The 24,818-nt window shown below is 72.7% G+C and carries 18 protein-coding genes; 12 read left to right on the forward strand and 6 right to left on the reverse strand.

The features are described 5' to 3' along the window. Positions 1-108: 108 nt before the first annotated feature. Positions 109-1,515 carry an FtsW/RodA/SpoVE family cell cycle protein gene (locus AB0D45_RS24635; RefSeq protein ID WP_361597801.1) on the reverse strand — a complete coding sequence of 469 codons (1,407 nt, stop codon included), beginning with the start codon at positions 1,513-1,515 and terminating at the stop codon, positions 109-111. Positions 1,516-1,980: 465 nt separating this feature from the next. On the opposite strand from AB0D45_RS24635, the gene groES reads away from it, so the two are divergent. Then, complete coding sequence (gene groES / locus AB0D45_RS24640; protein ID WP_030230757.1) at positions 1,981-2,289, forward strand: co-chaperone GroES; 309 nt, start codon at positions 1,981-1,983, stop codon at positions 2,287-2,289. Positions 2,290-2,401: 112 nt separating this feature from the next. Beyond that, entirely contained in the window at positions 2,402-4,030 is a 1,629-nt protein-coding gene (gene groL, locus AB0D45_RS24645) for a chaperonin GroEL (protein WP_361597804.1), read from the forward strand. A gap of 119 nt (positions 4,031-4,149) precedes the next feature. Here the strand turns inward: groL and AB0D45_RS24650 are convergent, their stop codons facing one another. Together AB0D45_RS24650 and AB0D45_RS24655 are read right to left on the reverse strand one after the other, a co-directional pair. After that, a complete protein-coding gene (locus AB0D45_RS24650; RefSeq protein WP_361597807.1) occupies positions 4,150-4,839 on the reverse strand; it encodes an ester cyclase in 690 nt (229 codons plus the stop codon). 124 nt (positions 4,840-4,963) lie between these two features. Beyond that, entirely contained in the window at positions 4,964-5,737 is a 774-nt protein-coding gene (locus tag AB0D45_RS24655) for an SDR family oxidoreductase (RefSeq protein ID WP_362462693.1), read from the reverse strand. 109 nt (positions 5,738-5,846) lie between these two features. Here AB0D45_RS24655 and AB0D45_RS24660 point away from each other — a divergent pair, with 109 nt between their 5' ends. Further along, complete coding sequence (locus AB0D45_RS24660; RefSeq protein ID WP_361597813.1) at positions 5,847-6,755, forward strand: LysR family transcriptional regulator; 909 nt, start codon at positions 5,847-5,849, stop codon at positions 6,753-6,755. Positions 6,756-6,913: 158 nt separating this feature from the next. Here AB0D45_RS24660 and AB0D45_RS24665 read toward each other — a convergent pair whose 3' ends face one another. Beyond that, positions 6,914-7,240 (reverse strand): WhiB family transcriptional regulator, encoded by a 327-nt coding sequence (locus AB0D45_RS24665; protein WP_030864318.1) that lies wholly within the window; start codon positions 7,238-7,240, stop codon positions 6,914-6,916. A gap of 380 nt (positions 7,241-7,620) precedes the next feature. Between AB0D45_RS24665 and AB0D45_RS24670 the strand changes: the two genes are divergently transcribed. From AB0D45_RS24670 to AB0D45_RS24685, 4 genes are all read left to right on the forward strand, one after another. Beyond that, positions 7,621-8,232: a response regulator transcription factor gene (locus AB0D45_RS24670; protein WP_003948568.1), complete on the forward strand. Its 612-nt coding sequence runs from the start codon at positions 7,621-7,623 to the stop codon at positions 8,230-8,232. Positions 8,233-8,578: 346 nt separating this feature from the next. Beyond that, positions 8,579-9,208: a sigma-70 family RNA polymerase sigma factor gene (locus tag AB0D45_RS24675; RefSeq protein ID WP_361597818.1), complete on the forward strand. Its 630-nt coding sequence runs from the start codon at positions 8,579-8,581 to the stop codon at positions 9,206-9,208. 179 nt (positions 9,209-9,387) lie between these two features. Continuing rightward, positions 9,388-10,887, forward strand: coding sequence for an IMP dehydrogenase (gene guaB / locus AB0D45_RS24680; RefSeq protein ID WP_361597821.1), 1,500 nt, complete (start codon positions 9,388-9,390; stop codon positions 10,885-10,887). Between the two features lie 135 nt (positions 10,888-11,022). Further along, a complete protein-coding gene (locus tag AB0D45_RS24685) occupies positions 11,023-12,147 on the forward strand; it encodes a GuaB3 family IMP dehydrogenase-related protein (RefSeq protein WP_361597824.1) in 1,125 nt (374 codons plus the stop codon). 76 nt (positions 12,148-12,223) lie between these two features. On the opposite strand, the gene AB0D45_RS24690 is transcribed toward AB0D45_RS24685, so the two are convergent. Together AB0D45_RS24690 and AB0D45_RS24695 are read right to left on the reverse strand one after the other, a co-directional pair. Then, complete coding sequence (locus tag AB0D45_RS24690; protein WP_361597827.1) at positions 12,224-12,694, reverse strand: hypothetical protein; 471 nt, start codon at positions 12,692-12,694, stop codon at positions 12,224-12,226. A gap of 180 nt (positions 12,695-12,874) precedes the next feature. Next, a complete protein-coding gene (locus AB0D45_RS24695; RefSeq protein ID WP_361597830.1) occupies positions 12,875-14,104 on the reverse strand; it encodes a nucleotide sugar dehydrogenase in 1,230 nt (409 codons plus the stop codon). Positions 14,105-14,360: 256 nt separating this feature from the next. On the opposite strand from AB0D45_RS24695, the gene AB0D45_RS24700 reads away from it, so the two are divergent. From AB0D45_RS24700 to AB0D45_RS24720, 5 genes are all read left to right on the forward strand, one after another. Continuing rightward, a complete protein-coding gene (locus AB0D45_RS24700; RefSeq protein ID WP_361597833.1) occupies positions 14,361-16,067 on the forward strand; it encodes a glycerol-3-phosphate dehydrogenase/oxidase in 1,707 nt (568 codons plus the stop codon). A 150-nt stretch (positions 16,068-16,217) separates the two neighbouring features. Next, the gene (locus AB0D45_RS24705; RefSeq protein ID WP_362462700.1) at positions 16,218-18,566 is read left to right on the forward strand and encodes a protein kinase; all 2,349 of its coding nucleotides are present in this window, start codon (positions 16,218-16,220) and stop codon (positions 18,564-18,566) included. 88 nt (positions 18,567-18,654) lie between these two features. After that, positions 18,655-21,321, forward strand: coding sequence for a protein kinase (locus AB0D45_RS24710; protein ID WP_362462703.1), 2,667 nt, complete (start codon positions 18,655-18,657; stop codon positions 21,319-21,321). A 114-nt stretch (positions 21,322-21,435) separates the two neighbouring features. Beyond that, positions 21,436-23,070, forward strand: coding sequence for a serine/threonine-protein kinase (locus AB0D45_RS24715; RefSeq protein ID WP_362462706.1), 1,635 nt, complete (start codon positions 21,436-21,438; stop codon positions 23,068-23,070). Between the two features lie 103 nt (positions 23,071-23,173). Beyond that, entirely contained in the window at positions 23,174-24,805 is a 1,632-nt protein-coding gene (locus AB0D45_RS24720; protein ID WP_362462709.1) for a succinic semialdehyde dehydrogenase, read from the forward strand. The last annotated feature ends 13 nt before the right edge of the window (positions 24,806-24,818 follow it).

Here is a 24,818-nt window from a genome sequence, read left to right on the forward strand (position 1 = left end):
CCGCCCGAGTACGTCCAGTACGCGGGCGGCCCTCCGCCTTGCGATGCACGGCACCAGACGCCGCAGGGCCCGCCCTTCGGGCGGCCGGCGCTACTGTGCGGACACCCCCTAGGCCCTCCCCACCCCCGCGACCACCGGGGTGATCGTGGTCTCCGCCGGGCCGAGGGCATCGGCCTCGCGTTGGCGTTCCGCGCTGTCGCTGATGCGCAGGAGCAGGGCGATCATGATCCAGTTGGCCAGGAGGGAGGAGCCGCCCTTCGCCAGGAAGGGGAGCGCCTTGCCGGTCAGGGGGATCAGGCCCGTGACGCCGCCGGCGACCACGAACACCTGGAGCGCCAGTGCCGCCGCCAGGCCCACCGCCAGCAGCTTGCCGAAGGGGTCCCGCGCGGCCAGCGCCATGCGCAGGCCCCGCTGGACCAGCAGGGCGTAGACGAGCAGGACGGCCATGACCCCCGCCAGGCCGAGCTCCTCGCCGACCGTCGTCAGGATGAAGTCGCTGCGGCCCGCGAACTTGATCAGCTCCGGGTGGCCCAGGCCGAGGCCCGTGCCCGAGACGCCGCCGGTGCCGAAGCTGAACAGCGCCTGCGCGGACTGCTCCGAGTTCAGGCCCGGCGGCGGGTTCGGCGAGTAGATCGCCAGCGGGTTCAGCCAGGCCGCGACGCGCGCCTTGACGTGGGGTTCGGTCGAACCCACCACGAAGGCTCCCGCCGCCGCCATGAGCAGGCCGCACACGATCCAGCTGGTGCGCTCGGTGGCGACGTACAGCATCACCACGAAGACGCCGAAGAAGATCAGCGACGTGCCGAGGTCGCGCTCGAAGACCAGGACGAGCAGCGACAGGATCCACACCGTGATGATCGGTCCGAGCTGACGCATGGGGGGCAGCCGCACGCCCAGGAACCTGCGGCCCGTCAGGGCCAGCGAGTCCCGGTGGACGACCAGGTAGCCGGCGAAGAAGACGGCGATCATGATCTTCACGAACTCGCCGGGCTGGAGCGAGAAGCCGAACAGGATGATCCAGCGCTTCGCGCCGTACGTGTCCGCGCCGAAGAACGCCGGGGCGATCAGCAGCACCAGCGCGACGGCCATGGTGATGTAGATGAAGCGCTGGAGCAGCCGGTGGTCCCGCAGCAGCGCCACCACGAGGAGGCAGGCGGCGACCCCGACCACCGTCCACAGCAGTTGGTCGGGCGCGTTGGCCGTCGAGTCCCAGCGCTCGATGTAGCCCTGGTCGAGCCGGTGGATCAGCACCAGCCCGAGTCCCGTCAGCAGCATGGCGAGCGGGAAGACCAGCGGATCCGCGTACGCCGCGAACCGGCGGATGCCCAGGTGTCCCACCAGGGACAGCAGCGTCATGCTGATGACGAAGCTGGTGAGGTGCTGCGGCAGCTCGCCGTTCATGGCGAGCCCGGCGCTGACGTGGCCGAACACGGCGATGCCGATGACCAGGAGCAGCAGCAGCGCTTCGGTGCGGCGGCGGGCGCCCGCCACCGTCAGGGGCCTCAGGCCGCGCACGGGACGCCGCCGCCGGCGAGGGCGCCCGCCTCCGGCTGCGGAGGGGGCGGCGGCGGGGCGGATGAACGCGCGGGGGGAGGGGGAGGAGAAGACGGTGCGCCGCCCGGAGCGGCCGGGGTCGTCGCAGCGGTCGACCTGGGGCCGTTCTGCTCGGCATTGAGGCGCTTTATCTTCATATCGTCTAAGACGTTCACACCCCCCCTGTGGTTCCTTGCCCGGCGGACGGGCCCGAAGGGTCGGTGTTCAGCCGAACGGGGGGTTCGGCGGCCGGAATACGTGGAACCGACGGTCCGTGTTGGCACTCCGCTTGACCGAGTGCTAATCGCCGGAATAGTCTCGCACCTGGCACTCGCCCCTGGTGAGTGCCAACACAGCGACAGGCAGGTCCGGCACCCGCGACGACGGATCGACCTGGTCGCCACCTCAGACAGTTAACCCCGGATCTCCGAAGGGGGAGGTCGGATCGTGACGACCGCCAGCTCCAAGGTTGCCATCAAGCCGCTTGAGGACCGCATTGTGGTCCAGCCGCTCGACGCCGAGCAGACCACGGCCTCCGGCCTGGTCATCCCGGACACCGCGAAGGAGAAGCCCCAGGAGGGCGTCGTCCTCGCGGTGGGCCCGGGCCGCTTCGAGGACGGCCAGCGTCTCCCGCTGGACGTCAGCGTCGGCGACATCGTGCTGTACAGCAAGTACGGCGGCACCGAAGTGAAGTACAGCGGCGAGGAGTACCTCGTCCTCTCGGCTCGCGACGTGCTCGCGATCGTCGAGAAGTAATTCGCTTCACGAAGTTTGCTTGAGCTGCGCCCCTGGTCACCCCGCTGATTTGCCGGGCGGCGAGGGGCGCGGTTCGTTAAACCCGATTTTTCGAGAGGGCTGAACCGCTCCCATGGCGAAGATCCTGAAGTTCGACGAGGACGCCCGTCGCGCCCTCGAGCGCGGCGTCAACAAGCTTGCCGACACGGTCAAGGTGACGATCGGCCCCAAGGGCCGCAACGTCGTCATCGACAAGAAGTTCGGCGCCCCCACCATCACCAACGACGGTGTCACCATCGCCCGCGAGGTCGAGCTGGACGACCCGTACGAGAACCTGGGCGCGCAGCTGGTGAAGGAGGTGGCGACCAAGACCAACGACATCGCGGGTGACGGCACCACCACCGCGACCGTGCTGGCCCAGGCGCTGGTCCGCGAGGGTCTGCGCAACGTCGCCGCCGGCGCCTCCCCGGCCGCCCTGAAGAAGGGCATCGACGCCGCGGTCAAGGCCGTGTCCGAGGAGCTCCTCGCGACCGCCCGCCCGATCGAGGACAAGTCCGACATCGCCGCCGTGGCCGCGCTCTCCGCGCAGGACGCCCAGGTCGGCGAGCTCATCGCCGAGGCGATGGACAAGGTCGGCAAGGACGGTGTCATCACCGTCGAGGAGTCCAACGCCTTCGGCCTGGAGCTCGAGTTCACCGAGGGCATGGCCTTCGACAAGGGCTACCTCTCCCCCTACATGGTCACCGACCAGGAGCGTATGGAGGCCGTCCTCGACGACCCGTACATCCTGATCAACCAGGGCAAGATCTCCTCCATCCAGGACCTCCTGCCGCTGCTGGAGAAGGTCATCCAGGCGGGTGGCTCCAAGCCGCTGCTGATCATCGCCGAGGACGTCGAGGGCGAGGCCCTCTCCACCCTCGTCGTCAACAAGATCCGCGGCACCTTCAACGCGGTCGCGGTCAAGGCCCCCGGCTTCGGTGACCGCCGCAAGGCGATGCTCCAGGACATGGCGACCCTCACCGGTGCCACCGTCATCGCCGAGGAGGTCGGCCTCAAGCTCGACCAGGCCGGTCTGGACGTGCTGGGCTCCGCCCGCCGCGTGACCATCTCCAAGGACGACACGACCATCGTCGACGGCGGCGGCAACGCCGCTGACGTCGCGGGCCGCGTCAACCAGATCAAGGCCGAGATCGAGTCCACGGACTCCGACTGGGACCGCGAGAAGCTGCAGGAGCGCCTGGCGAAGCTCGCCGGCGGCGTCTGCGTCATCAAGGTCGGCGCCGCCACCGAGGTGGAGCTGAAGGAGAAGAAGCACCGCCTCGAGGACGCCATCTCGGCGACCCGCGCCGCGGTCGAGGAGGGCATCGTCTCCGGCGGTGGCTCCGCGCTCGTCCACGCCGTCAAGGTCCTCGAGGGCAACCTCGGCCTGGCCGGCGACGAGGGCACGGGTGTCGCGGTCGTCCGCCGCGCCGCGGTCGAGCCGCTGCGCTGGATCGCCGAGAACGCCGGCCTCGAGGGCTACGTCATCACCTCGAAGGTCGCCGAGCTCGACAAGGGCCAGGGCTTCAACGCCGCCACCGGCGAGTACGGCGACCTGGTCAAGGCCGGCGTCATCGACCCGGTCAAGGTCACCCGCTCCGCGCTGGAGAACGCCGCGTCCATCGCCTCCCTGCTGCTCACGACCGAGACCCTGGTCGTCGAGAAGCCGGCCGAGGAAGAGGCCGAGGCCGGTCACGGCCACGGTCACGGCCACAGCCACTGAGGCCAGCGGGCTGACGCCTGACGCGCCGCCCTTCGCGCCTGACGCGTGAAAAGGCCCTGGTCACCACTGCCGAGCGGTGGTGACCAGGGCCTTTGCGTGTGCGGCGTGCGGCGTTGCGGCTACATGGCGCCCAGCTGCTTCATGAGGCCCATGGCGTCGTAGTGCCACCAGCCTTCCTTGATCATTCCGTCCTCGCAACGGAAGACGGTCGTACCGGTCATCGTGCAGCTCTTGCCGGTCGGGGCGATGCCCATGAACTCGCCCTTGTGCGTGCCCTCCCAGGTCCACAGCGTGGTGACGTAGTCGTCCTGGGCCATCTGCGCGTTGCGGGTGAAGGTGAAGTCGAAGCCGCCCCGCCACATCTCCACGTCCTCGCGCATCCCTTCGGGACCGGTCTTGTCCTGGGGGTTCCCGATGTCGTGGTCGCGGTAGTCCGGCGCGAAGATCTCGTCGGCGACCGACATGTCGCCCTTCATCGCCATCTCCTCGAACATGCGGTTCGCCAGCCGCGTGTTGAGGTGCTCGTCACGGACGACGTCCAGGTTGGTGAAGGTGGGCATCCCCTCGCAGAGGGACATCATCTCCTGGAACATCCTGTCCGTTTCCGGGAGCTGAGAGTTCTTCATGGCGTCTTCGTACGAGGGGAATTCGACCATGTCCACGTAGTGGTCGTCGGCTTCGCGGTCCTTGCCCACGACGCTGTGGGTGACGGTGCGCTTGCCCTGGCTCTGCGAGACGTACTGGTCCAGCAGCCTGTTGAGGTCGTCCTGCCGGCGCGTCTTGTAATCGATGATCTGTACGAATGTCATGGCCGTCTCCCGGGCTGGATGGGACATGTCCATTTTAGGAATAATTCCCCCATTCGGCCGGTCTACCGGCGGGTCACCGGCAGATCGCCCGGCAGGTCGCCAGATCAGCCGACGGGCTCCGCGCTCACTGGGGCCCGTACTTGCGGCCCGTCCGCGAGGAGACGCCGCCCAGCAGTCCGCGCGGCGTCAGCTTCACCACGCCCATCAGCGCCTTGTAGCGCGGGTCCGGGATCGACACGGTCCTGCCGCGCGCCAGGTCGGCCAGCGCGGCGGCCACCAGCTTGTCCGCGTCCAGCCACAGCCAGCCCGGGATGTTGTCCGTGCCCATGCCGGCCCGCTGGTGGAACTCGGTCCGCACGAAGCCGGGGCACAGGGCCATCAGGCGCACCCCGGTCCCGCCGAGGTCCCGCGCCGCGCCCTGGGTGAACTGCACGACCCAGGCCTTGCTGGCGCCGTAGGTGCCGCGCGGTACGAAGGCGGCCACCGAGGCCACGTTGATGACCCCGCCGCGGCCGCGCGAGCGCATCGACTCCGTCGCCGCCGAGGTCAGCCGCAGCACCGCCTCGATGTGCACCTTCAGCATGGTCAGCTCGTCGGCCATCGAGACCTCGAGGTAGCGGCCCTTGTTGCCGAAGCCCGCGTTGTTGACGAGCAGGTCGACCGGGTGCGTACGGTCCCCGAGACGGGTCTCGACGGATGCGATGCCCTCCTCGGTGGACAGGTCCGCGGCCAGTACCTCGGCCTCGATGCCGTGCCGGTCGTGCAGTTCGGTGGCCTGCTCGGCCAGCCGCTCGGTGTCGCGGGCCACCAGTACGAGGTTGTGGCCCTGGGAGGCGAGCCGCCGGGCGAAGGCGGCACCGATGCCCGCCGTGGATCCAGTGATCAGCGCAGTCGTCATGTGCGCAAAATAGCCGCCCGCGTCGGCCCCCGTCCGTCCCCGGTCGTCCTTGCCCAAAGCGGCGGCGGGATATTGGCGCCAGGATCAAAGCCGGCCTTATGCTCGAAGGGTGATTGAGGCACGCCACCTGCGGATCCTGCGCGCTGTCGCCGGGACCGGTTCCTTCTCCGCCGCCGCCCGCGAGCTCGGCTGCACCCAGCCCGCCGTCTCCCAGCAGATGAAGGCGCTGGAACAGTCAGCCGGCACCCCGCTGCTCGTGCGCACCGGCCGCGAGATGCGGCTGACCCAGGCGGGCGAGGCGCTGGTGCGGCACGCCGCCGGGATCCTGGCCGGGCTGACGGCCGCCGAGGAGGAGGTCGCGGCCATCGCCGGGCTGCGCGCGGGGCGGGTCAGGCTCGTCTCCTTCCCGAGCGGCAGCTCCACGCTGGTGCCGACGGCGCTCGCGGCGATGCGCGCCGAGCACCCGGGGACCCGTATCTCCCTCGTCGAGGCGGAGCCGCCGCGGTCGGTGGAGATGCTGCGCGAGGGCGACTGCGACGTGGCGCTGGCCTTCCGGTACGGAGGGGACGGACCGGCGGCGGGCAGCGCGGCCGAGTGGGAGGACCTGGTCGTCACGCCGCTGCTGACCGACCGGCTCGTCGGGCTGGTTCCCGAGGGCCACGCGCTGGCCGGCGCCGGGCGGGTGGGCATGGCGGAGCTGGCCGGGGAGCCGTGGATCGCGGGCTGCCCGCGCTGCCGCCGCCACCTGGTGGAGGTGTGCGAGGGGGCGGGGTTCACCCCGCGGATCGACTTCGCCACCGACGACTACCCGGCCGTGGTGGGACTGGTCGGCGCGGGGCTGGGGGTGGCGGTGCTGCCGGAGCTGGCGGTGGAGTCCGTACGGGCGAAGGGCGTGAGCATCCTGGCCGTGGAGCCGGTCGTGGAGCGGGAGATCGTGGCGCTGACCCTGCCGGACCTGGCGCGCGTACCGGCCGTGGCGGCGACCCTGGGCGAGCTGGTGCGGGCCGCCGCGCGCTGACCGTACGGGGGTGTACGGCCGGACGGGTGACGGCCCGGACCGGAGTCGGTCGCGACACGCCCGGAAGCGCGCGCGGATACGAGGCAACGATTCTTCGGATGGATGTTCGTCGGGGGTGTCCGCTTCGAGGGTGTGTGCGTCGGGCGTCCGGCCGGCCGTCAGTGCGGAGGGAGGGGGCCGATCGTGCTGGAGGCGGGGATCAGGCGGTGGCGTGCGCGGCCCATCAGCTCCTCGCGTTCGTCCTCGGTGAGCCCTCCCCAGACCCCGTAGGGCTCGCGGACGGCGAGTGCGTGCGCCGCGCATTCCGAACGCACCGGGCAGCGCATGCAGACCTCTTTAGCCGAGGCCTCGCGCGCACTCCTGGCCGCGCCCCGCTCGCCTTCCGGGTGGAAGAAGAGGGAGCTGTCGACTCCGCGGCAGGCGGCCAGCAGCTGCCAGTCCCACAGGTCGGCGTTCGGTCCGGGGAGGCGGGAGAAATCTGCCATGGGTAGTCCTCTTGGTGCCGGTACTGAGGCGGATACGGTCCATGTCTCCACACCTACTGTCGTAGTAGATGTAAATATGACTCATTGGGAATCTAGCCTCAGACACATGGCAAACGGAAGGAAAGCCGCCAAATAGGGCATACCTCCAGATGGAGGACAGATGGCTGGTGGCTCCGGCACGGTGATCGCTTCCTCACGTAGAGTGCCGAAGGTGTCCGTCCGACCCGTAACTCTTTCGAGTGACCATCGTTGAGAGAGCGAGTGCGGTTGAAACGAGAAGTTCCCGGACAGGTGTCCGAGGGCGTCGACCGCACAGGTGACGATACGTACCCAGCCTGGAGGCTCAAGGTGACGCGCATCAGCAGCTGCGGAGGGCGGTCATGACTTCCGTCCTCGTCTGCGACGACTCCCCGCTTGCCCGAGAGGCGCTCCGTCGCGCGGTTGCCACCGTGCCCGGCGTCGAGCGTGTGACGACGGCTGCCAACGGCGAGGAAGTCCTCCGCCGCTGGGGTGCCGACCGCTCCGACCTGATTCTGATGGATGTACGGATGCCCGGCCTGGGCGGTGTCGAGACGGTCCGCCGGCTCCTGTCCGCCGACCCCGGTGCCCGCATCATCATGCTCACGGTCGCCGAGGACCTGGACGGCGTGGCCCTCGCGGTCGCCGCCGGCGCCCGCGGCTACCTGCACAAGGACGCCTCGCGCGCCGAGCTCCGGGCCACGGTCACCCAGGCGCTCGCCGACCCCACCTGGCGGTTGGCGCCCCGGCGCCTGCGCTCGGCCGAGATGGGGGCCGCCCCCACCCTGACCGCGCGCGAGATCCAGGTCCTGGAGGGCATGAGCCACGGCCGGTCCAACGCGGAGATCGGGCGCGAGCTCTTCCTCTCCGAGGACACGGTCAAGACGCACGCCCGCAGGCTGTTCAAGAAGCTCGGCGCCTCCGACCGGGCGCACGCGGTGGCACTCGGCTTCCGCTGGGGTCTCGTCCGCTGACCGCGGCACCGGCGGCCGGCGGCCGGCGCGGCCGGTCCCGTCCGCCGCCGGCGGGCGGGGGCGGCGGGCGTCCGCCCGCGCCGCCGGAGGGACGGTCCCGCCGCACCCGGTGTTCCGCCGGGGATTGGCGGGGCACAATCCGGGGGACGTGTCGCTTCGGGCGCGATGCCGCATCCTTGATGGTGTGCCGCATTCTTGGAGAGGTCGAGTCCTCCGGGACGACGATTCGGGCCGAGCGGAGGGGAGGGCGCAGATGACGAGTTCCGGCGCACCCGCTCATAACGCTTCGATGCACAACACGGACCGCGGTGCCGCGAACGCTTCCGCGCCAAGGCACCATGGATTGATGCGCGACGACGAGGCCCCGGGGTCACCTGCGGCCACAGGCCCCACCGGCGCCGCCAAGGGCGGCAACGCCGGGGCCGTCGGCGCGCTCGTACGCCGTGCGGTCGAGGGGGACGAGCAGGCCACGCACGACCTCCTGGCCTTCGTGCACCCGCTCGCCCTGCGCTACTGCCGCACCCGGCTGTCGCGGCTGCCGGGTGACGCCCGTCACTTCGTGGAGGACCTCGCGCAGGAGGTCTGCGTGGCGGTGCTGATGGCACTGCCCCGCTACCGGGACACCGGCCGGCCCTTCGAGGCCTTCGTCTTCGCCATCGCCGCGCACAAGGTCGCCGACCTGCAACGCGCCGCCATGCGGCACCCCGGCAGCACGGCCGTGCCCTCCGACGAGATGCCGGAGCGGCCGGACGACTCGCTGGGCCCGGAGGAGCGCGCGCTGCTCAGCAGCGACGCCGCCTGGGCCAAGAAGCTCCTGGCGAACCTGCCGGAGAACCAGCGCGAGCTGCTCGTCCTGCGGGTGGCCGTCGGGCTGACCGCGGAGGAGACCGGTCAGATGCTCGGGATGTCCCCGGGCGCGGTGCGGGTGGCCCAGCACCGCGCGCTCAGCCGGCTGCGCGCGCTCGCCGAGCAGTGATTCCCGAGCGGTGATCGCCAAGAGGTGATCGCCGCGCTCGGAGGTGCGTGTTCCGTTTCGCTCCCTTTCTGTCGTAGGAACCGACGAATCTTCCGGTTGACCTTGGTCGTGGAATGAGACGCCTCGGGATCCCGTTAGCATGGACATCCGCGCTGAGCAAGACCATTTGGGAAGGTGTCATGACCGCCGACGGAGTGCCCGACAAATTCGCCACGCTCGGACTGACCTACGACGACGTGCTGCTGCTGCCGGGCGCGTCGGACATGGCCCCCGATGAGATCGACACCTCTTCCCTCATCTCGCGCAACGTCCGGGTGAACGTTCCGCTGCTGTCCGCCGCCATGGACAAGGTCACCGAGGCCCGCATGGCCATCGCGATGGCCCGCCAGGGCGGCGTCGGCGTACTGCACCGCAACCTCTCCATCGCCGACCAGGCCAACCAGGTCGACCTGGTCAAGCGCTCCGAGTCCGGCATGGTCACCGACCCGATCACGGTGCACCCGGACGCGACGCTGCGCGAGGCCAACGAGCTCTGCGGGAAGTTCCGCATCTCCGGCGTCCCGGTCACCGACCCGGCGGGCAAGCTGCTCGGCATCGTCACCAACCGCGACATGGCCTTCGAGCCGGACCGCAGCCGCCAGGTGCGCGAGGTCATGACCCCGATGCCGCTGGTCACCGGCAAGGTCGGCATCTCCGGCGTGGACGCCATGGAGCTGCTGCGCCGCCACAAGATCGAGAAGCTGCCGCTGGTCGACGACGCGGGCATCCTCAAGGGCCTCATCACGGTCAAGGACTTCGTCAAGGCCGAGCAGTACCCGAACGCCGCCAAGGACAAGGAAGGCCGGCTGCTCGTCGGCGCCGCCGTCGGTGTCGCCGGCGACGCGTACGAGCGCGCCCAGGCCCTGATCGAGGCGGGCGCCGACTTCATCGTCGTCGACACCGCCCACGGCCACTCCCGCCTGGTCGGCGACATGGTCGCCAAGATCAAGTCGAACTCCGGCGTGGACGTCATCGGCGGCAACGTCGCCACCCGCGACGGCGCCCAGGCCCTCATCGACGCCGGCTGCGACGGCATCAAGGTCGGCGTCGGCCCCGGCTCCATCTGCACCACCCGCGTCGTCGCCGGCATCGGCGTCCCGCAGGTCACCGCCATCTACGAGGCCTCCCTGGCCGCCAAGGCCGCGGGCGTCCCCGTCATCGGCGACGGCGGCCTCCAGTACTCCGGCGACATCGCCAAGGCCCTGGTCGCGGGCGCCGACACGGTGATGCTCGGCTCGCTGCTCGCGGGCTGCGAGGAGTCCCCGGGCGAGCTGCTCTTCATCAACGGCAAGCAGTTCAAGTCCTACCGCGGCATGGGCTCGCTCGGCGCGATGCAGACCCGCGGCGACCGCAAGTCCTTCTCCAAGGACCGCTACTTCCAGGAAGGGGTCGGCGGCGACGACAAGCTGATCCCCGAGGGCATCGAGGGCCAGGTCCCCTACCGCGGCCCGCTCTCCGCGGTGGTCCACCAGCTGGTCGGCGGCCTGCGCCAGTCGATGTTCTACGTCGGCGGCCGCACCGTCCCCGAGCTCCAGGACCGGGGCCGCTTCGTGCGGATCACCTCGGCGGGCCTCAAGGAGAGCCACCCGCACGACATCCAGATGACCGTGGAAGCACCGAACTACTCCCGCAAGGGCTGACCGGCTCCCGGAGGGGCGGACCCGCGTTCGGCGGGCCCGCCCCTTCGCCGTGCGTCCGTACAGCGGTCACCGGAACGCGGGTCCCCGCCGTTCGGGGATACTGGACGGGCAGACCCAGAGGAAAGGCCACCACACGTGACTGAGATCGAGATCGGGCGCGGCAAGCGCGGCCGCCGGGCGTACGCCTTCGACGACATCGCCATCGTCCCCAGCCGGCGTACGCGGGACCCGAAGGAGGTCTCGATCGCCTGGCAGATCGACGCGTACCGCTTCGAGCTCCCCTTCCTGGCCGCCCCCATGGACTCGGTGGTCTCCCCGCAGACCGCGATCCGCATCGGCGAGCTCGGCGGCCTCGGCGTGCTGAACCTCGAAGGCCTGTGGACCCGCTACGAGGACCCGCAGCCGCTGCTCGACGAGATCGCGGAGCTGGACGAGGCGACCGCCACCCGCCGCCTCCAGGAGATCTACGAGGCGCCGATCCAGGCCGACCTGATCGGGCAGCGGATCAAGGAGGTGCGCGACTCCGGCGTCGTGACCGCCGCCGCGCTCTCCCCGCAGCGCACCGCGCAGTTCTCCAAGGCCGTCGTCGAGGCGGGCGTCGACATCTTCGTGATCCGCGGCACCACCGTGTCGGCGGAGCACGTCTCCGGTGCCGCCGAGCCGCTGAACCTCAAGCAGTTCATCTACGAGCTCGACGTCCCGGTCATCGTCGGCGGCTGCGCCACCTACACGGCGGCCCTGCACCTGATGCGCACCGGCGCGGCGGGCGTCCTCGTCGGCTTCGGCGGCGGCGCCGCGCACACCACGCGCAACGTGCTCGGCATCCAGGTCCCGATGGCCACCGCCGTCGCCGACGTGGCCGCGGCGCGCCGCGACTACATGGACGAGTCCGGCGGCCGTTACGTGCACGTCATCGCCGACGGCGGCGTGGGCTGGTCGGGCGACATCCCGAAGGCCGTGGCCTGCGGCGCGGACGCCGTGATGATGGGCTCCCCGCTGGCCCGCGCCACCGACGCGCCGGGCAAGGGCAACCACTGGGGCATGGAGGCCGTCCACGAGGACGTGCCGCGCGGCAAGAAGGTCGACCTCGGCACGGTCGGCACGACCGAGGAGATCCTCACCGGCCCGTCGCACAGCCCGGACGGCTCGATGAACCTCTTCGGCGCGCTGCGCCGCTCGATGGCCACCACCGGCTACAGCGAGCTCAAGGAGTTCCAGCGGGTCGAGGTCACGGTCGCGGACGCGGAGCACAGCCGCTGACCGGTCCGGCGCACGTACGCCGGAGGGCCGGCACCCCGAGCGGGGTACCGGCCCTCCGGCGTGGGCGGGTGTCCGCTCAGTCGCTCGCCTTCTTCGCGGCACCGAAGGCGACGAAGGCGCCGATGGCGAGGAAGAGGTAGGACATGCCGCCCAGGCCCTCCTGCCGGACGTCGTTCAGGCCCGCCACGCCGACCTTGTCGAGCACGTCGAACACGCCGACGTTGCCGAACTTGGCCATCGCGAGCGCGACGAAGAACAGCTGGCCGAGGTAGACGGCGCCGAGCGAGAGCAGGGCGGCGACCGGGGGCAGGGCCGGGTTGCGGCCGCCGGCCTTGCCGGCGGCCAGGCCCACGAGCAGGCCGACGCCCGCGGCGGCGTAGCCGATCTCGCGGTCGATGGCGTTCATGATCCCGCCGTACGCCGCCGCCGCGGCCAGTGCGGCCACGACGGCCGCCACGATGCCGAGGCCGACGTTGCCGCGGGCGGGCGCCGGAGCCGGGGTCGGGGTGTACGACGAGGGCGCGGGCGGCTGGAAGCTCTGGCTCATGGGAAATCCCCCCCAGGGATCAGTACACACGTGTGGCCTCAGGCCATAAGTGCGAGATAAGTGACGCCGCAGGCTAGCAGGGTGCGACGACATCCGAAGCGGGGATTTCGGTCGGGGGACCGGGAGGGGCGGAATGTGGGGGGACCGCGACCGGGCCGTGCCTGGCGCGGCGCGTCCGGGTCAGAGGCGGTGGGCCGCGCCCGCCGGGCTGGCGCCGCGGGTGTCCAGCAGGAGCTGCGCCTTCACCGCCAGGCCCTGCATGTCGTACGTGCGGTGGTGCTGGAGCAGGATCGTGAGGTCGGCGTTCGCGGCGGCCTCGTAGAGCGATTCGGCGCGCGGTACCGGCTGGTCGCGGACCCGCCAGCTCGCGATGTACGGGTCGTGGTAGCTGATCTGGGCCCCGAGGTCGAGGAGCCGGCTGGCGATCTCGCCTGCCGGTGAGCCCTCCTGGTCGGCGAGGTCGGGCTTGTAGGTGACGCCCAGGAGGAGGACGCGGGCCCCGCGCGCGGACTTGCCGTGTTCGTTCAACAGGGTGGCGGAGCGCTGGATGACGTACTGCGGCATCCGGTTGTTGATCTCCTGCGCCAGGCCGACCATGCGCAGCGGGTGGCCGGGGGTGCGGGTGGTGTGGGGGAGGTAGTTGGGGTCGAGGGGGACGCCGTGGCCGCCGACGCCGGGGCCGGGGCGGAAGGCCTGGAACCCGTACGGCTTGGTCTCGGCGCAGCGGATGACGTCCCACAGGTCGACGCCGAGGTCGTGGCAGAGGACGGCCATCTCGTTCATCAGGGCGATGTTGACGTGCCGGTAGTTGGTTTCGAGGAGCTGTACGGTCTCGGCCTCGCGCAGCCCGCGGGCGCGGACGACCTTGTCGGTGAGCCGGGCGTAGAAGGCGTGCGCGGACTCGGTGCAGGCGGGGGTGAGGCCGCCGATCACCCGGGGGGTGTTGGAGATGGTGTGCGTCCGGTTGCCCGGGTCCAGGCGGCTGGGGGAGTAGGCCAGGTGGAAGTCCCGGCCGGCCCGCAGGCCCGAGCCCTCTTCGAGGACGGGCCGCAGGTAGTCCTCCGTGACGCCCGGATGGGCGGCGGACTCCAGGATGACGGTGGTGTGCGGGCGCAGCCGGGCGGCGAGGGTGCGGCCCGCCTCGCCGACGGCGCCGAGGTCGAGCGCGCGGTCGGCGCCGAGCCGGGTGGGGGCGCAGATGACGGCGGTGCGGACCCGGCCGAGTTCGGCGGGGTTGGTGGTGACCCGGAAGCCGGCCGCCGACATGCGGCGGATCTCGGCGGCGGTGAGGGTGCTGTCCGTGGCGGGGCCGCTGTCGTAGCCGACGGTCTCGATTCCGGCGGCGACGGCCGCCTGGGCGAGGGGGAGGCCGAGGTGGCCGAGTCCGATGACGGCGAGATCTGCGGGCATGGGGGGCCGTCCCTTCCCTTCCCTGGCATGCATGAGGGGGCGGTGCGCGCACGTCCGGTGGACGACTGGAGCTGGCGCAATGTCAGACTAGGTGTATGTATGACCGATATGCCGCATTGTGGGGTGGTGGTCGCCGTTGTGTTGTCCACAGGCGGTGGCTGATGCCGGTGCGGCCGGTCAGAATCGTGAAGCGGGGGATGTGAGCGGGATCACCCGCGCACCGAGCGGGTACGGCCCGCACCAACGGGAGGCAGCCGTGAGGACAGCGACACTGGGACCGGAGCAGCGCGCGCAGGCGCTCGCCCGGATGGCCGAGCGGGAACTGGACGTGCTGGTCGTCGGCGCGGGGGTGGTCGGTGCGGGCACCGCGCTCGACGCGGTGACCAGGGGCCTGTCCACCGGGCTGGTGGAGGCCCGTGACTGGGCGTCCGGGACGTCGAGCCGGTCCAGCAAGCTGATCCACGGCGGCCTGCGCTACCTGGAGATGCTCGACTTCGCCCTCGTACGGGAGGCGCTCAAGGAGCGCGGGCTGCTGCTGGAGCGGCTCGCCCCGCACCTGGTGAAACCGGTGCCGTTCCTGTACCCGCTCCAGCACAAGGGCTGGGAGCGGTTCTACGCCGGTTCCGGCGTGGCCCTCTACGACGCGATGTCCGTCTCCAGCGGGCACGGGCGGGGCCTGCCCACCCACCGCCACCTCTCGCGCAAACGGGCCCTGCGCATCGCGCCGGCCCTGCGCAAGGACGCGCTCGTGGGCGCCCTGCAGTACTACGACGCCCAGATGGACGACGCGCGCTACGTCACCACGCTCGTGCGGACGGCCGCGGCGTACGGGGCGCACTGCGCCAACCGGGCGAGGGTGGTCGGCTTCCTGCGCGAGGGCGAGCGGGTGGTCGGGGCGAAGGTGCGCGACGTCGAGGGCGGCGGCGAGTACGAGATCCGCGCGAAGCAGGTCGTGAACGCCACCGGCGTGTGGACGGACGACACCCAGGCGCTGATCGGGGAACGCGGGCAGTTCCACGTGCGGGCGTCGAAGGGGATCCACCTGGTCGTCCCGAAGGACCGGATCCACTCGAACACGGGGCTGATCCTGCGGACCGAGAAGTCGGTGCTGTTCGTGATCCCGTGGGGCCGGCACTGGATCGTGGGCACCACGGACACCGACTGGGACCTGGACAAGGCCCACCCGGCGGCGTCGAGCGCGGACATCGACTACCTGCTGGAGCACGTGAACTCGGTCCTGGCGGTGCCGCTGACGCGGGACGACGTCCAGGGCGTGTACGCGGGCCTGCGGCCGCTGCTGGCCGGCGAGTCGGACGCGACGAGCAAGCTCTCGCGCGAGCACACGGTGGCCCACCCGGTGCCGGGCCTGGTGGTGGTGGCGGGCGGCAAGTACACGACGTACCGGGTCATGGCGAAGGACGCGGTGGACGAGGCGGTGCACGGGCTGGACCAGCGGGTCGCGGCGTGCGTGACGGAGGACGTGCCGCTGGTGGGGGCGGAGGGCTACCGCGCCCTGTGGAACGGCCGCGCCCGCATCGCCGCCCGGACGGGACTCCATGTGGTGCGGGTGGAGCACCTGTTGAACCGCTACGGATCCCTGACGGAGGAACTGCTCGACCTGATCGCGGCCGACCCGGGGCTGGGGGAGCCGGTGACCGGGGCGGACGACTACCTGAGGGCGGAGATCGCCTACGCCGCCTCGCACGAGGGCGCCCGGCACCTGGACGACGTGCTGACGCGGCGGACCCGGATCTCCATCGAGACCTTCGACCGGGGGACCCGATCGGCGCGGGAGTGCGCGGAATTGATGGCTCCGGTGCTGGGCTGGGACAAGCAGCAGATCGAGAAGGAGATCGAGCACTACGAGAAGAGGGTGCAGGCCGAGCGGGAGTCACAGCGTCAGCCCGACGACCAGACGGCGGACGCGGCCCGGCTGGGGGCGCCGGACATCGTGCCGTTGTAACTCCGCGATGCGGAAGGGGGAACCGTCGGACCCGGGGCTCCCGTCCGATGCGGAGTGAGCAACAATGAGGTTTCTGCCGGGGTGGATTACCGTGCCCTCCGGCGGCTGCCGAGGCAGCCGGGGCAGGCTGCACGATCGCAGAGGGGACGCATGTCGAAGCCGGAGCACACCGAGTCGTCTGCCGGGGCGCGCGCGGCGAAGCCGGACGGCGCCGGTGCGCCTGCGGCCCAACCGGACGGCGGGGCCGGGACTGCACCGGCGGGCGAGCGGCCCGGAGCGCCTGAGGACGCGAAGCCCGCGGCCGGCGCCGGGACGGCGGAGGCCGAGCCGGCCGCCGTGCCCCGGCCGAGGTCGGGCGGTGCTGCTCCCGCCGGCGGGCGGCGTCCTGACGCGGCGAAGGGCGCGAGCGCCGAAGCGGAACCCGAGGACGCGGAGCCGGCGGGCGCGCGGTCCGAGGACGCCGCGCCCGCCGAGGTGTCCGGGGCGAAGGCCGAGACCGGCAAGGGCGTCGAGGACGCGAAGCCGGGAGCCGAAGCCGCGCCCGCGAAGGCCGCGCCCGAGAAGGCCGCGGCCGACGGGGTCGGCGTCGGGGACGAGGACGACGCCGAGGAAGCGGCCGAGGACGCGCGGCGCGAGGGGCGGCTGCTGGCCGGCCGGTACCGGCTCGGAGCCGTGCTCGGCAAGGGCGGCATGGGCACCGTGTGGCGCGCCGAGGACGAGGTCCTCGGGCGGACGGTCGCCGTCAAGGAACTCCGGTTCGGCAACGGCGTCGACGAGGACGAGAAGCGCCGCCTCATCACCCGGACCCTGCGCGAGGCCAAGGCCATCGCGCGCATCCGCAGCGAAGGGGCCGTCACCGTCTTCGACGTCGTCGACGAGGACGCCCGGCCCTGGATCGTCATGGAGCTCATCGAGGGCCCCTCGCTCGCCGAGTTCGTCCGGGAGAACGGCCCGCTGACCCCGCACCGCGCCGCCGAGGTCGGGCTCGCCGTGCTCGACGTGCTCCGCGCCGCCCACCGGCAGGGGATCCTCCACCGCGACGTGAAGCCGTCCAACGTGCTGATCGCCGCATCCGGCCGCGTCGTCCTCACCGACTTCGGCATCGCGCAGGTGGAGGGCGACCCGTCCATCACCTCCACCGGCATGCTCGTCGGCGCCCCCTCCTACATCTCCCCCGAGCGCGCCCGCGGCTACAAGCCCGGCCCGCCCGCCGACATGTGGTCCCTCGGCGGTCTGCTGTACGCGGCCGTCGAAGGCGTGCCCCCGTACGACAAGGGCAACGCGCTGGCGACCCTCACCGCGGTGATGACGGAGCCCGTGGACCCGCCGAAGAACGCCGGCCCGCTGACCGAGGTCATCTACGGGCTGCTGGTCAAGGACCCGGCCCACCGTCTGGGCGACGACCAGGCGCGGTCGATGCTCACCGCCGTGGTCAACGCCCCCGAGCCGGTCGCGGCCGAACCGGAGCCCGAGCCGGTCGCGACGGTCGAGGAGACCCGCCCGATCTCCCTCACCAAGGCCGACGCGACGGCCGAGAAGGCGGCCAGGAAGGAACGCGAGCGCCGTGAGCGCGAGCAGCGCGAGCGGACCCGCGCCGCGCTGAAGGCGACCCGCAAGGCGGCTGCCGCCGAGGCGGCCGCCGCCGCCGCGGCCGAGGCACCGCCGGCCCGGCCCGCGCAGGCCCCGGCCTCGATCACCGACGTGGTGTCGCGCCGCACCATCGCGCTGGCCGTGGCCGGCGTGGTCGTGGTGCTCGCGCTGGTCGGCTCGCTCATCGCGTACATGGCCCACGGCGACGACAAGGGCGGTGGCCGCAAGGACGAGGGCAAGGGCGGACCGGTCCCGGTCGCGTCCGGCACTCCCTCGCCCGGCGCCTCGGGCAACGCGCCGGCCGCCTCGGCCGGTTCCTCGCCAGGTGCGACCCCGAGCGGCACCCCGGGTACTCCCGCGCCCAGCGGAACCCCGGGCGGCGGCGACACGGGCCAGGGCCAGGGTCAGGGTCAGGGCCAGGGGGCCAGCCCCGGCGGCCCGGGCGCCGGGCTCCCGGCCGGGTTCGCCACGGTGACCGACCTGCGGTACCACTTCTCGATGGCGATGCCCGAGGGCTTCCACCAGACCGACACCGCCGGCGCCGGCTCCGGCGCCATATACACCCGCGACGGCGGCTTCCCGCGGATCCAGGTCGACTACACGAACAGCCCGGGCAGTGACGCCCGGCTGGCCTGGGCCAAGCTCGCCCCGGCCGTGGCCGGAAGCAGCAAGGGCTACCGCCAGATCCGCCTGGACACCGTGGACTACCGCGGGTACCCGACCGTCGCGGACTGGGAGTTCGAGCGCGAGCAGCAGGGCGTCCGGGTCCGCGTCCTCGACCGGGGCTTCAAGACGGACGCCTCGCACGGCTACGCCATCATGATCAGCTGCGCCGCCGACCAGTGGGACGGCCCCGAGTGCACGCAGCTGCGCAACACCGCCTTCGAGACCTTCCAGCAGTTGGGCTGACGGCCCTCGCAAGCCCAGGACGCGGGCGGCCCCGGCGACGTATCGTGTCCAGCGGGGGCCATGGGGGACCGCACTCGGGGGAGGCGATGTGGAGGACTACGCCGGCCGGATCCTGTCCGACCGCTACCGTCTGCCGATTCCGCCGTCCGACGAGTACGAGCTGATAGAGACCCGCGCCTTCGACACGCGCAGCGGGCAGGAAGTCCTCGTCCGGCAGGTGCCGTTACCCGAGGTCGTGGACGCGGAGCTGCTCGACGGGACCCGCGCGCGGGCCGGCGCCACGGGGGAACTCCCCGCCGTGCGGCGGGCGATCGCCGCCGCGCAGGCGGCCGCCTCCGTGCCGGACCATCCCCGCCTCGACCAGGTCTTCGACGTCTTCGCGGAGGACGGCTCGCTGTGGATAGTGAGCGAACTCGTCCCCGCCAGGCCGCTGGCCGCGCTCATCGCCGACGGACCGCTGAGCCCCTACCGGGCGGCGGAGGTGGCCTCCGACGTGCTGACCGCGCTGCGGGTGCTGCACGCGCACGGCTGGACGCACCGCAACATCACCGCCCGGACCGTGCTGATATGCGAGGACGGCCGGGTCGTCCTGACGGGCCTGGCGGCGGGCGCCGCCGAGGAGGCGCTGTGCGGGTACGACCCGGTGCCCGTGCCCTGGCCGGGCGGAACCGAGGCGGACGACGCGGGTCGGTACGACGCCGGGTACGCCGGGGCGGAGGCGGACGACGCGGGTCGGTACGGCGCCGGGTACGGCGGGGCGGATGCGGATGACGCCTCGGGGTATGCCGGGGCGGAGGCGGATGACGCCTTCGGGTATGCCGGAATGGAGGCGGGCGACGCCGGGTATGCCGGGGCGGAGGTGGGCGGGGAGTCCTCGCACCCCGGGACCGGTCGGGGCGCACCGTACGCGGCCGGCGGGCCGGGACCGGGGCATCCCCCGGCCGGGATCCCGGACGAGGGGCCCCGGTACGCGCCGCTGGTGGCGCCGGGTTACGACACCGGCCCGCGCTACACGGACCACATCACGCCGGAGCCGGTCCAGCCGGTCCAGCCCGCCCCGCCCGCCCCGGACCGGGCCGCCGCCGAGGCCGCCGCCCGCGCCGGGACCATCGCCGCCTACCGGGCCGGCCGCCGGGCCGCGACCGCCGAGGTGGCGCGGCAGCGCGGCGAGCGCGGCCCCGTGGTCGTGCCGGTGCTGCCGCCGACCGGCGCCAACCTGCCCCAGGAGTACGCGTACCCGTACGGGGGACCGGACACCGCCGCCACGCCCTGGCACGGGGCGACCCCGCGCCGCCGGGCCGAGCCGGAGCCCGTGCCGGAGCCGGATCCCGCGCCGGAGCGGCCGCCGCAGCCCGAGCTGCCGGCCGAGCCGGCCCGCCCCGCACTACCCGCGCAGCTCGCCCTCCCGCAGGGCTACCGCCAGGCGGAGCCCCCCGCCGCGCCCGAGCCCGTACGGGCCCCCGCCCCGCGGCCGGCCCGCCCGCCCGCGGTGCCGGCAGCCCCCGCGGCCCCCGAAGCCCGGCCCCGGCCCACCGGCGGGGCCTGGGGCGGCCCCCGTACCGGTCTGGACGCCGAGCGGGCCCGCCAGACCCGGATGGCCGTCGTCGGCCCCCTCACCGAGCGCTGGGCGCCCGAGCAGGCCGGCCCCGTCCACGGCAACTGGCAGCTGGCCGCGCCCGTGGGGCCCGCCACCGACCTCTGGGCCCTCGGGGCGCTGCTGTACCGCTCCGTCCAGGGCCACGCCCCGTACCCCGAGGACAGCGTCGCGGAACTCGTCGAGATGGTCTGCGCCGAGCCGCCCGCCTTCGCCGAGGAGTGCGGCCCGCTGCGCCCCGTGGTGGAGTCCCTGCTGCGCCAGGACCCGACCGAGCGGCCCGACTTCGAGGAGCTCCGCGGCTGGCTGCGCTCGCTGATCCGCTCCGCCCCCGAGCCCGACGGGGACTTCGCGGGGCTCCCGCTGCCGGAGCCGGACCCGGCCCGGCTGCCCGTCGTACGCCGCCGCGGCGATCTGCACGGACGCCACCGCAACCCCGCCGGCCCCCGCAAGCCGCGCTCGCTGGGCCGGGGCCTGCTGGTCGGCGTCCTGGCCCTGCTCGCGGGCGGGGTGGCGTACGCGATGCTCTTCCTGCCGCGCGCGGGCGACTCCGGGCAGCAGCCCGCCGCCTCCCAGGGCCCCGCGGCCACGTCCCCCGGGCCGCGCAGCTCCCCGCAGGGCCCCGCGCCGCGGCCGGCGCAGACGCCCGGCCGCACTCCGGCCGCGAGCCCGGAGTCCACGCCCGCCCCGCAGGGCGACGCACCCGCGCCGGAGGGCTACACCGTCCAGCAGGACCCGGCGCACTTCAGCATCGCCGTACCGGCCGGCTGGGAGCGCCAGTCCCTCAACGAGGCCGGCCAGGTCCGCTACACCCGCGGCCAGTTCACCCTGATCGTCGTCCCGGGCCGGGACCGGGTCGAGGGCGGCAGCCCGGACCCGCTGGGGTACCAGAAGGACAAGGAGCCCGAGCTGGCCCCGTACCGCAACTCCACCTGGGCGTCGGGCGGGGACGTCAAATCCACCCGGGTGGGGCAGCAGTTGCGGGTGACGGGCCGCTACACCTGGATCGACGCGGCCGGCCGGTCCCTGTTCGCCCGCAACTTCGTCGTCGCGCTCGGCGGCGCCTACCACGTCGTCATGGTCACCGGCCCGGAGGACAACCAGGACGAGGTCACCGACGTCTTCGAGAAGACGACGGCGAGTTACCGGGCGGGCGGCTGACGGTCGATCAGTACGGCGATTGCGTCACAGTGCTGTCTTATGGGGCCCGCCCGGTTCCGGCAGCACCCGCGGGCTCCGTAATCTGACGTCGAGTGCACAGAGCGGCGGGAATTCGTGGAACAGCAGACAGGCGCGGGTGCGGTGCTGGCGGGCCGTTACCGGCTCGTGGAGCCCATCGGCAGCGGCGGCATGGGGAAGGTGTGGCGCGCGCATGACGAGCTGCTGCACAGGACGGTCGCGGTCAAGGAACTGACGGCGGGGCTGTACGTGGCCCAGGCCGACCGGGAGGTCCTGCACGCCCGTACGCAGAAGGAGGCGCGGGCCGCGGCCCGGATCCAGCATCCGGCGGTGGTCACCGTCCACGACGTGCTGGAGCACGACGACCGGCCGTGGATCGTCATGGAGCACATCGACGGCCCCTCCCTCGCCGAGGCCGCCAAGGCCGCCGGCCGGATCGAGCCCCGCGAGGCGGCCCGGATCGGGCTGCACGTGCTGGGCGCGCTGCGCGCCGCGCACGCGGTCGGCGTACTGCACCGGGACGTGAAGCCGGGCAACGTGCTGCTGGCGAAGGACGGCCGGGTGCTGCTGACCGACTTCGGGATCGCCGCGATCGAGGGCGACTCGTCGATCACGCGTACGGGTGAACTCGTCGGCTCCATCGACTACCTCGCCCCGGAGCGCGTCACCGGCGGCGCCCCCGACCCGTCCTCCGACCTCTGGTCGCTGGGCGCCACCCTCTACACCGCCGTCGAGGCACGCTCGCCCTTCCGCCGTACCTCGCCCATCTCCAGCCTCCAGGCCGTGGTGAACGACGAGCCGCCCGTGCCGCGCCAGTCCGGCGCCCTGGGCCCGGTCATCACCGCGCTGCTGCGCAAGGACCCGGCCGAGCGGCCCTCGGCGGCGGAGGCCGAGCGGATGCTGCTGGAGGCGATGGAGGGCCGCGAGCCGAGGGCGGCCCAGGCGTACGTGCCCACGCGCGCGGTGAGCGACGAGGAGCGGGCCCCGGCCCGGGCGGCCGCGGACCCGGCGCCGGACCCCGCGCCCGCCTCCGCCCCGGCCGCCACCGCCGCCCTGCCCGAGCGGCCCGCGGCCTCCGCCGGGCGCCCGCCGGGCCGGGTGCGGAAGGTCGCCGCCGTCGCCCTGGTGGCGGCGCTGCTGGGCGGCGGCGCCGTCTTCGGGCTGCTGAAGTTCACCGGGGACGGGGACGGGGACGCGGACAAGGGCGGCGGCTCCGACAAGAACACGAGCGCCACCGGCGGCCAGGAGGGCCGCAAGGACGCCGCCCCCACCCCGCCGCCCGGCTGGAACAAGGTCACGGACAAGGAGGGCTTCACGCTCTTCGTGCCGAACGGCTGGACGCGCCAGACGGACGGCAACCAGATCGACTACACGGCGGACAACGGCAAGCACTACATCCGGATCGCCGTCGACCCCACCCCGGACTTCCCGGACCCGTACGCGCACCTGCTCGACCTGGAGAAGCAGGTGGCGAAGCGGACGGACTACAAGCGGCAGAAGCTCAACCCGAACAACTTCCGGGACACCACCAACGCCGTGCTGTGGGACTTCACGTGGACGGAGAAGGGGGTCCACGCCGGGCCGCGCCGGGCCATCGAGCAGATGTACTACGCCCCGGACGGCACCGAGTACGCGATCTACATGACGGGACCGGCCGCGGACTGGGCCACGACCCGCCAGCAGTTCGACACCGTGCTCAGCGGCTGGGAGCCGGCCGGGAAGAAGGGCTGAGCCCCCGCTCCCCGGCCATCCTGCCAGCGATCACTGGCAGATCTGGCAAAATCCGGTTACCCACGGGTACCCAAAGGCCCGCCCGCCCAATACGCTCACCGCCATGACGGACTCGCAGGCCCCCGCCGCCACCCTCCGCACCGCACCGCAGCCCACCAACCCGGTCGCCCCGGCCCCGGCAGGCGCCCGTACCGCCGCCGACGTGGTGACCCCCGACCTGGTCACCCGGCTCACCCGCGGAGTGATCGGCTCCGGCCGGACCGCCAACCACACCCCCTTCACCGGGGACGAGCTGGCGGTCCTGCCCGAGGCCACCCCCGAGGACGTGGCCGACGCCTTCGCCAGGGCCCGCGCCGCCCAGCCCGCCTGGGCCGCGCTGCCCGTGCGCGAGCGCGCCGCCGTACTGCTGCGCTTCCACGACCTGGTCCTCGACCGCCAGGCCGAGGTCCTCGACCTCATCCAGCTGGAGACCGGCAAGGCCCGCCTGCACGCCCACGAGGAGGTCCAGGCCGTCGCGATCGCCGCCCGCCACTACGGCCGCAAGGCGCCCTCGTACCTGCGCCCCAAGGGCCACACGGGCGCCGTGCCGACCCTCACCAAGGTCACCGAGCTGCGCCAGCCGCGCGGGGTCGTCGGCCAGATAGCCCCCTGGAACTACCCCCTGGAGCTCTCCGTCGGCGACGCCCTGCCCGCCTTCGTCTCGGGCAACGCCGTCGTCATGAAGCCCGACACCGAGACCGCCCTCACCGCCCTGTGGGCCCGCGACCTGCTCATCGAGGCCGGACTGCCCGCCGAGGTCTTCCAGGTCGTCCTCGGCGAGGGCCCGGTCGTCGGCCCCGAGGTCGTCCGGCACGCCGACTACGTCTCCTTCACCGGCTCCACCCGGACCGGCCGCGAGGTCGCCCAGGGCGCCGCCGCCCGCCTGGTCGGCGTCTCCCTCGAACTCGGCGGCAAGAACGCCATGCTCGTCCTGCACGACGCCGACGTCGAGAAGGCCGCCGCCGGCGCCGTCCGCGCCTGCTTCTCCTCCGCCGGACAGCTGTGCATCTCCATCGAGCGCCTCTACGTCCACGCGTCCATAGCCGACGCCTTCCTGGAGCGGTTCGCCGCCCGCACCAAGGCCATGCGCCTCGGCAGCTCCCTCGCCTACGGGGCCGACATGGGCTCGCTCGTCGGGACGCGCCAGCTGGAGACCGTACAGCGGCACGTGGACGAAGCCGTCGCCAAGGGCGCCACCCTCGTCGCCGGCGGGGTGGCCCGCCCCGACATCGGCCCGCTCTTCTACGAGCCCACCATCCTCGACGGGGTCGAGGCCCCCATGTCGGTCTGCGCCGAGGAGACCTTCGGCCCGGTCGTCTCCGTCTACCGCTTCACCGACGAGGACGAGGCCGTGGCCCGGGCCAACGCCACCCCCTACGGCCTCAACTCCAGCGTCTGGACCAAGGACGCCCGCCGCGGCCACGCCGTCGCCGCCCGGCTGCGCACCGGCACCGTGAACATCAACGAGGGCTACGCCCCGGCCTACGGCAGCGCCCGGGCGCCCATGGGCGGCATGAAGGACTCCGGGCTCGGCCGGCGGCACGGCTCCGAGGGCATCCTCAAGTACACGGAGGCCCAGACCGTCGCGCACCAGCGGCTGCTCCCGATGGCGCCCTCGCTCGGCATGGACGACGAGCAGTACGCCCGCTTCATGACCACCAGCCTCAAGGTCCTCAAGGCCCTCCGACTGCGCTGAAGGGTGGGCATCC

The sequence above is a fragment of the Streptomyces sp. NPDC048352 genome (genome assembly GCF_040651895.1).
In the GTDB taxonomy this organism is placed as follows: Bacteria; Actinomycetota; Actinomycetes; order Streptomycetales; family Streptomycetaceae; genus Streptomyces.